The following is an 8,717-nucleotide window of genomic DNA, read 5'->3' as shown; positions in this document are numbered from 1 at the left end:
CGTGGCCGCGGGGCCCCCCCCCCCCCACACCTACACATTAACCCCCAATCCACCCCCCCCCCCCCACACCCCCCCCCCCCCCCCCCGCGGCCGCCCCCCCCCCCCCCGCCGGGGGGGGGGGCCCCCCCCCCCACGCCTGTCCGTCGTGGTCGGGTTGTGAGGAAGTGAGAACGATGGCTGTGCATTCAGAGCGGGTGCAGACACAGTCCCCGGCGTCGGGGAAGGCTGTTGTGGCCAGTATTGAGACGAGTGCCGCGGGCGGCGGTGCCAAGGGCTCCGCCCCGAAGGGCACCAGATCCGCGGACGGCCCCGGCCTGGGCTCCCGTCTCGCCCCGTACCTGCTGCTGCTGCCGGCCACCGTGGCGACCGTCGCCCTGCTGGGCTGGCCGCTGGTGAAGACCGTCCTGCTGTCGTTCCAGAACCTCAACAAGCGCCAGCTGGTCCTGCACCTGACCGAGTGGAACGGCTTCGACAACTACAAGGAGCAGCTGACCGACCCGGAGTTCTGGTCGGTCACCGGACGCACCGTCGTCTTCACCCTGGTCAACGTGGTGCTGATCATGGTCGGCGGCACCCTGATCGGCCTGCTGCTCAACCACCTCGGCAAGAAGATGCGCCTGGTGCTGTCGATCGGGCTGCTGATGGCCTGGGCCATGCCGGTGGTCGCCGCGACCACCGTCTACAGCTGGCTGTTCGACCAGCAGTGGGGTGTCGTCAACTGGGTCCTGGACCAGCTGGGTTGGCACTCGATGGCCGACTACAACTGGATGAGCGACCAGTACTCGACCTTCTTCGTCGTCATCCTGCTGATCGTCTGGCAGTCGGTGCCGTTCGTGGCGTTCAACATGTACGCCGGCCTGACCACCATCCCCAGGGAGCTCTACGAGGCCGCCCGGATGGACGGCGCCGGCTCCTTCAAGATCTTCGGCTCGGTGATCTTCCCCAGCCTGAAGCCGTTCTTCCTGGCCACGACCTTCCTGGAGATCATCTGGGTCTTCAAGGCCTTCACCCAGGTGTACGCGATCAACGCCGGCGGTCCCGAGAAGCTGACCCGCACCCTGCCCGTGCACGCCTTCCTCGAAGGCTCGTCCGGCCAGCACTACGGCGTCGGCTCCGCGATCGCGGTGCTCACCATCCTGATGCTGGGCGCGCTGATGGCGTACTACTTCCGCATCATGATCAAGCAGGAGGACGAGCTGTGAGGCGCTCTCTCTTCGGACGTACCTGGCCGAACGTGATCGCGGTCGTCCTCTTCGTCTTCTTCATCTTCCCCGTCTACTGGATGGTCGCGACTGCCTTCAAGCAGAACAACGACATCATCAGCAAGACGCCGGTCTTCATCCCGTTCAACGGCACCTTCGAGCACTTCACCACTGCGGTGAACGCGCCGAACTTCTGGACGTACGTCACCAACAGCCTCATCGCCACCGTCGGCGCGGTGCTGGCCTCGCTGGTGATCGCGACCCTGGCGGCCTTCGCCATCGCCCGGATGAAGTTCCGCGGCCGCAAGTCCTTCGTGCTGGTCGTCATGATCGCGCAGATGGCGCCGTGGGAGGTCATGACCATCGCGGTGTACATCATCTCCCGCGACAACGGCATGCTGAACAGCCTGATGCCGCTGACCTTCTTCTACATGATGATGGTCCTGCCCTTCACCATCTGGACGCTGCGCAGCTTCATCGCCGCCGTGCCGAAGGAGCTGGAGGAGTCGGCCATGGTGGACGGCTGCACCCGCACCCAGGCCTTCGTGAAGGTGATCTTCCCGCTGCTGGCCCCCGGTCTGATGTCGACCTCGCTGTTCGGCTTCATCACCGCGTGGAACGAGTTCCCGCTCGTCCTGATCCTCAACAAGGAGGAGGGCAAGACCCTCCCGCTCTGGCTGTCCTCCTTCAAGACCGCCTTCGGCAACGACTGGGGCGCCACCATGGCGGCGTCCACGATGTTCGCCATCCCCGTGCTGATCCTGTTCGTCTTCCTGCAGCGCAAGGCGGTCGGTGGACTGACCGACGGCGCCGTGAAGGGCTGAGTCATCGTGAGCATCCTCGTTCCCACCGTGCCGGACAGCGACCAGCTGCACCGCGACGCCCTGACCGTCCTGCAGCCCGGCTTCGTCGGCACCCAGGTGCCGCAGTGGCTGCGCCGCCACCTCGCCGCCGGGCTCGGCTCGGTCGCGCTGTTCGACCGCAACGTGGTCGACCTCGACCAGCTCGCCACGCTCACCAGGGCGCTGCGCGAGGAGAACCCCGACCTCCTGATCGCGATCGACGAGGAGAGCGGGGACGTCACCCGGCTGGAGGCGGGCTCCGGCTCGTCCTGGCCCGGCAACCTCGCGCTCGGCGCGATCGACGATCCGGCGCTGACCCGGGACGTCGCCCGCGAGCTGGGCCGGGCGCTGGCCGCGGCCGGCGTCAACTACAACTGGGCGCCCACCGCGGACGTCAACTCCAACCCGCGCAACCCGGTGATCGGCGTCCGCTCCTTCGGCGCCGACCCGGAGCTGTGCGCCCGGCACACCGCCGCCTGGGTGGAGGGCCTGCAGTCGGCCGGCGTGGCCGCCTGCTCCAAGCACTTCCCCGGCCACGGCGACACCGCGGTCGACTCGCACCACGGCCTGCCGGTCATCGACGTCGACCTGGACGTGCTGCGGGCCCGCGACCTGGTCCCGTTCCAGGCGGCGATCGCGGCCGGCACCAAGGCCGTGATGACCGCCCACATCATGATCCCGGCGCTCGACCCGAAGCTGCCGGCCACCCTCAGCCCCACCGTGCTGCGCGACCTGCTGCGCGCCGCCCCGGCCGACGGCGGCCTCGGCTACCAGGGCCTGATCGTCAGCGACGCGATCGAGATGGGCGCCATCGCCGACACCTTCGGGATGGGCGAGGGCACCGTGCTGGCCCTGGCGGCCGGCGCGGACGCGATCTGCGTCGGCGGCGGGCTGGCCGACGAGGAGACGGTGCTGATGCTGCGCGACGCCATCGTGGCGGGCGTGCGGGCCGGCCGGCTCTCCGAGGAGCGGCTGGCGGACGCCGCCGACCGGGTCCGCGCGCTCGGCAGCTGGGGCCGGATCTCGGCCCAGGGCGAGCGGCCGGAGCCGGACCTCGCGGTCGGCCTGCGGGCCGCCCGCCGGGCGCTGAGGGTGGTCCGGGCGCCGGGCCACGAGCCGCTGCCGGTGTCCGAGCGCCCGTTCGTGGCCTCGTTCTCGGACGAGCCGAACATCGCCGTCGGCGACGTCACCCCGTGGGGCGTGGCCGGCATGCTGGCCGACCGCTTCCCCGGCACCCGCACCCGCGCGGTCTCGGCGGCCGAGGCCGCCCCCGAGCTGCTGGACGCGCTGGTCGCCGAGCTGGTGGCCACCGCCGAGGGCCGTCGCCTGGTGCTGGTGGTCCGCGACGCGCACCGGCACGCCTGGATGTCCGCCGCGCTGGGCCGCCTGGTGGCGGCCCGGCCGGACGCCGCGGTGGTCGAGATGGGGCTGCCGCAGTCCGAGCCGGTCGGCGCGCTCTACATCGCCACCCACGGCGCCGCCCGGGTCTGCGGGCTGGCGGCCGTGGAGGTGCTCACCGGGCAGCCGGGAGCGATCGGCTGAGCCGAGGGGGAACGTCACCGGCTGTGTCCGGAGGGCGTTGGCAGACGGGCCCGTCATGCGCATGCCGCATGGCGGGCCCGTCCCGTTTTCCCCGCGTTGACCTGCGGGTTCACCAGATGACCGTGATCCCTCAAGTGAGCCTTAAATCCACCTTAAGTTCCACTGAGGGTGACGGAACGGCGACGGTTGGCCACGGGGTACAACGGCTCTGCAACGGCCTTGGCGACGAGGGCTTTTGGCCGTTGACACCACCTTTGGTCTAGGCCAGAGTCCAGTCATCCGGTTCGAACTTCAACCTCACCGGATGTGGTACCGGCCCTCCCCGAAGCTCCTCGCCCTGCCCGGACTCTCCGCTGCGGGCGCCATCACGCTGCCGGCGGGCAACACGGCTCTAGCACCCTCGGAGGATGGCGTGAAGAAGCGTCAGCTCATGTCGACGTTCGGAATCACGGCCCTGGCGGTCGGCCTGACGGCCTGTTCCTCGGCCGGCACATCGTCGACGGACGGCAAGAGCCCCGCCGCCGATCCGAAGGCCGCGACCGGCACCGTCACCGTCTGGCTGATGGACGACGCCCAGAAGAACTGGCCCGACCTGGTGCAGCAGGTCAACGACCAGTTCGCCGCGAAGTACCCGAACGTCACCCTCAAGCTCTCGTACCAGGGCTGGGCTGACAAGGTGACCAAGCTCGACAAGGCCATCGCCGAGGGCGGCGCCCCCGACGTGGTCGAGCTGGGCAACACCGAGACCATGAAGTACGTGCTCTCCGGCGCGCTGGCTCCGGTCGACCGGACCAGCTTCGACAACTCCGACAGCTGGATCAAGGCGCTCGCCAACACCTGTACGTACCAGGACAAGCTCTGGTGCGTGCCCTACTACGCCGGTGCCCGGGTCGCCATCTACAACTCCGCCGGCTTCCAACAGGCCACCGGCAGCGCGGAGTTCCCCAAGACCGAAGCCGACCTGCTGACGGCCCTGGACAAGGTCGCCGACAAGAACAAGGCCGACAAGAGCTTCTCCCCGCTCTACCTGCCCGGCCCGTACTGGTACGCCGCGATGAGCTACGTGGCCGCGTACGGCGGCAGCATCGCCAAGTTCGACAGCTCCGGCAACTGGCACGGAACCCTGCACGACGCCAAGTCCCAGCAGGGCGTCAGCCACTTCGTCGACCTGGTCCGCAAGTACAACAAGGGCGACCTGAAGGTGAACGAGCAGAACCAGTTCGAGTCGATGGCCCGAGGGCACGCCGCGTCCTTCTACGGCAACGGCTACGAGGCGGCCAGCGTGACCGCGCCGGGCACCGGAGACCCGGGACTCAAGGACGCCGTCAAGGTGGCCACCATGCCCGGCCCGGACGGCAAGCCGCTGCCCACCTTCATCGGCGGCTCCGACCTCGCCGTCACCGCCAAGTCCGCGCAGGTCGCGCTGGCCACCGACTGGGTGCGGATGTTCACCGGCACCAAGTCCCAGCAGGCGCTGGCCGACAAGGACATCCTGCCGAACAACCTCACCCAGCTGAACCCGCTGAAGAACAAGCCGAGCACCTCCGCCGCGGCCAACGCGGTGCCGGACGCCTGGTTCACCCCGCTGGCGCCCGGCTGGGGCGCGATCGAGAAGCAGAAGATCCTGCCCGACATGCTGAGCGCCATCCTCAAGGGCAAGTCGGTGGACCAGGCCACCAAGGAGGCCGACGCCGCGATCGACCAGCTGATCAACAAGCCGTCCTGACCGTCCGTCCCGTCCCCGGGCGCCGTCGCCGAGCGTCCGGTCCGGGGCGGTTCGGGTGTGCCCGCCCGGGGCGTCCACCGTAGGATTGCGGCAGGAAACCACCGCAGCGAGTGTGCGGACTCGCCGCCGTAGAGGTCCCCGCCGGGCACCTGCCCGGTCGGGGTCGAACCATCTCATCGGAGGCACATCCTGATGTCCGACCCGCAGACTGTTTCCGTCCCCGGCCGGATCATGGCGGCGGAGATGGCCGAGCAGCCGGCCGTCCTCCAGCGCATCCTCGACGAGGGCGCTCCGAAGATCCGCGAGATCGCCGCCGAGATCGCCGGCCGCAACCCTCGCTTCGTCCTGCTGACCGCGCGCGGCACGTCCGACAACGCGGCGCTGTACGCCAAGTACCTGATCGAGATCCTGCTCGGCAAGCCCGCCGGCCTGACCTCGATGTCCACCACCACCGCCTACGGTGCCAAGCCGGACCTCACCGACGTGCTGGTGATCACCGTCAGCCAGTCCGGCGGCTCGCCGGACCTGGTGGCCTCCACCAAGGCCGCCCGCGAGGCCGGTGCCATCACCCTCGCCGTCACCAACAACGCGGCCTCGCCGCTGGCCGACGTCTCCGAGTTCCACATCGACGTGCTGGCCGGGCCGGAGAAGGCGCTGCCCGCCACCAAGACCTACACCGCCGAGCTGCTGGCGCTCTACCTGCTGGTCGAGGGCCTGCGGGGCGGCGACGGGTCGGCGGCCAAGGAGCTGCCGGGCCTGGCCGCCGGCATCCTGTCCCGCCATGCCGAGGTGAAGGCGCTGGCCGAGCGCTACCGCTTCGCCCAGCGCCTGGTCATCACCTCGCGCGGCTACGGCTACCCGACCGCCCGCGAGGCGGCGCTGAAGCTCATGGAGACCACCTACATCCCGGCCTCCCCGTTCTCCGGCGCCGACCTGCTGCACGGCCCGCTGGCCATGGTGGACAACGTCTCGCCGGTCATCGCGATCGTCCCGGACGGCAAGGGCGGCGAGGCCCTGCAGCCGGTGCTGGACCGCCTGCGCGGTCGCGGCGCGGACCTGGTCGTGGTCGGCCGGCAGTCGCAGGTGGACGCCGCCTCGGCCGGCTTCGCGCTGCCGGCCGGCGTGCCCGAGGAGGTCCAGCCGATCCTGGAGATCCTGCCGCTGCAGCTGCTGGCCTACGAGGTCACCATCGCCCGTGGTCAGGACCCGGACGCCCCGCGCGCCCTGGCCAAGGTCACCGAGACCCACTGACGTACGGCGCCACGCGTCGGGCCCCCGTCCACAGCCTGTGGACGGGGCCCGACGCGTTGAGCGGCGGAACATGGCTCCGGTGGGGGAGCCCCGTGGTGCTTCGTCGTGCTTCCCGGCCGCGAACGGAACCGGCCCCGGAAAGCACTACGGGCCACGGCGCCGACACGGGACCCTCAACCCATGCGGCACCGTAGCCCGGAGCTGTCGTCGGGCACCGGAGTCAATCGAGAACTGTGCGGGGTCCTCGTTCGGCGGCGTCCGACCGAGGAAAGGCCTCGCGCGGTCAGGGCAGTTGCGCGGTGGGCCTCTCCTTGGTGCCCTTTCATTGTGGACTAGACCAATCTGGGTTGTCCAGGCCTCTCCAAAAATTGGTCTGGACAACTTCGCCCACAAGGTCCCGCCGCAGGCCCGGAGCATGATCCGCTCCCCGGTCCGCCGCGCCCCGCGCGGACCGGCGGCGCTACCCTCGCCATGTGCCCTCGCTGAACGAACTCGTCCGCCGCCACACCACCCTCACCGGGGCCGACGTGGAATGGCTCCACATGCTGGTCTCGGAGTGGCAGCTGCTCTCCGACCTCTCCTTCGCCGACCTCGTCCTGTGGATCCCCACCTGGGACGGCATCCGCTACGTCTCGGTGGCGCAGATGCGGCCCAACACCGGCCCCACCTCCTACCAGGACGACATGGTCGGCCACCTCGTCCCGCGCGGGCGCCGCCCGCTGCTGGACGCCGCCTTCGACGAGGGGCGGATCGTGCGCGAGGGCGACCCGGAGTGGCGTGAGGAGGTGCCCGTCCGGGTCGAGTCCATCCCGGTCCGGCGCGAGGGCAAGGTGCTCGGGGTGATCGCCCGCAACACCAACCTGCTGACCGTCCGCACCCCCAGCCGGCTGGAGCTCACCTACCTGCAGAGCGCCTCCGACCTGGCCCAGATGATCGCCGCCGGCAGCTTCCCGTTCCCCGGCGTCGAGCAGATCGACATGGACGCCGCCCCCCGGGTCGGCGACGGCCTGATCCGGCTCGACGCGGACGGCATCGTCACCTACGCCAGCCCCAACGCGCTCTCCGCCTACCACCGCCTCGGCCTCACCACCGACCTGGTCGGCAGCCACCTCGGCCGCGCCACCGCCGACCTCGTCCCGCCCTCCCGGGCGGCCGTGCACGAGGCGCTGGTGAAGCTGGCGAGCGGCTGGGCGCCGCGGCAGACCGAGGTCGAGGTCCAGGGGGGAGTGGTGACCCTGCGGGCGATCCCGCTCAAGCCCAAGGGCACGCTGACCGGTTCGCTGGTGCTCTGCCGGGACGTCACCGAGCTGCGCCGCCGCGACCGCGAGCTGATGACCAAGGACGCCACCATCCGGGAGATCCACCACCGGGTGAAGAACAACCTGCAGACCGTCGCGGCGCTGCTGCGGCTGCAGTCCCGCCGGATGGAGTCGGAGGCCGGCCGGGCCGCGCTGGACGAGGCGGTGCGCCGGGTCGGCTCGATCGCGATCGTGCACGAGACGCTCTCCCAGGCGCTGGACGAGCAGGTGGCCTTCGACGAGATCGCCGACCGGGTGCTGGCGATGGTGATGGAGCTGTCCCAGGACGGCCGGGTGGCGACCCGCCGCAGCGGCAGCTTCGGCATCCTGTCCGCCGAGGTCGCCACCCCGCTGTCGATGGTGCTGACCGAGCTGCTGCAGAACGCCCTGGAGCACGCCTTCGGTCCGACCGCCTCCGGGAACCTGGAGGTCAGCGCGCTGCGCGGGCGGGCGCCGGCGACCGGGATGGGCTGGTCGGACAGCTGGAACGGCGGTGCCCGCCCGGAGGAGTACCTGCTGATCACGGTGCAGGACGACGGCCGCGGCATGCCCGAGGGGTTCGACCCGCAGACGGCGGGCAACCTCGGCCTGCAGATCGTCCGCACGCTGGCCACCGGGGAGTTGGGCGGCACCTTCGACATGGTGGCCGGCCCGGACGGCGGCACCAAGGTGATCCTGGAGATCCCGGTCCGCTGACGCCGACGGCTCGGCGGATCGGTGCACCGGTGCGGATCGGTGCATCGAGGAGCGCGGCGGGGGCGTGCGCGCGGCGAAGGCGCCGGGCGCCCGCCGCGCGAGCCCCGCGCACGGCCGGTCCGCTTGGGCGCGGAAACAAAAACGAGGCCCTGTCGACCGG

Annotated in this window: 6 protein-coding genes; all 6 read left to right on the top strand. The window is 70.6% G+C overall.

What is annotated here, in order from left to right; translation table 11 throughout:
- Positions 1-173: 173 nt before the first annotated feature.
- Entirely contained in the window at positions 174-1,202 is a 1,029-nt protein-coding gene (locus tag ACIO5E_RS17475; protein WP_400668314.1) for a carbohydrate ABC transporter permease, read from the top strand.
- A complete protein-coding gene (locus tag ACIO5E_RS17470; RefSeq protein ID WP_400668312.1) occupies positions 1,199-2,026 on the top strand; it encodes a carbohydrate ABC transporter permease in 828 nt (275 codons plus the stop codon). Before ACIO5E_RS17475 ends, ACIO5E_RS17470 begins: the two co-directional genes overlap by 4 nt.
- Positions 2,027-2,032: 6 nt before the next feature.
- Positions 2,033-3,586, top strand: a complete 1,554-nt coding sequence (locus tag ACIO5E_RS17465) for a glycoside hydrolase family 3 protein (protein WP_400668308.1) — start codon at positions 2,033-2,035, stop codon at positions 3,584-3,586.
- Between the two features lie 430 nt (positions 3,587-4,016).
- Positions 4,017-5,312, top strand: coding sequence for an extracellular solute-binding protein (locus ACIO5E_RS17460; protein ID WP_400668305.1), 1,296 nt, complete (start codon positions 4,017-4,019; stop codon positions 5,310-5,312).
- A 192-nt stretch (positions 5,313-5,504) separates the two neighbouring features.
- Positions 5,505-6,563, top strand: coding sequence for an SIS domain-containing protein (locus ACIO5E_RS17455; RefSeq protein WP_400668302.1), 1,059 nt, complete (start codon positions 5,505-5,507; stop codon positions 6,561-6,563).
- Between the two features lie 473 nt (positions 6,564-7,036).
- Positions 7,037-8,557 (top strand): PAS domain-containing sensor histidine kinase, encoded by a 1,521-nt coding sequence (locus ACIO5E_RS17450; RefSeq protein ID WP_280676162.1) that lies wholly within the window; start codon positions 7,037-7,039, stop codon positions 8,555-8,557.
- The last annotated feature ends 160 nt before the right edge of the window (positions 8,558-8,717 follow it).

Source organism: Kitasatospora sp. NPDC087314 (assembly GCF_044744365.1).
Classification (GTDB): Bacteria; Actinomycetota; Actinomycetes; order Streptomycetales; family Streptomycetaceae; genus Kitasatospora.
Note: the sequence above shows the minus strand (reverse complement) of the source record. Positions and strands in the feature narration are given on the sequence as shown.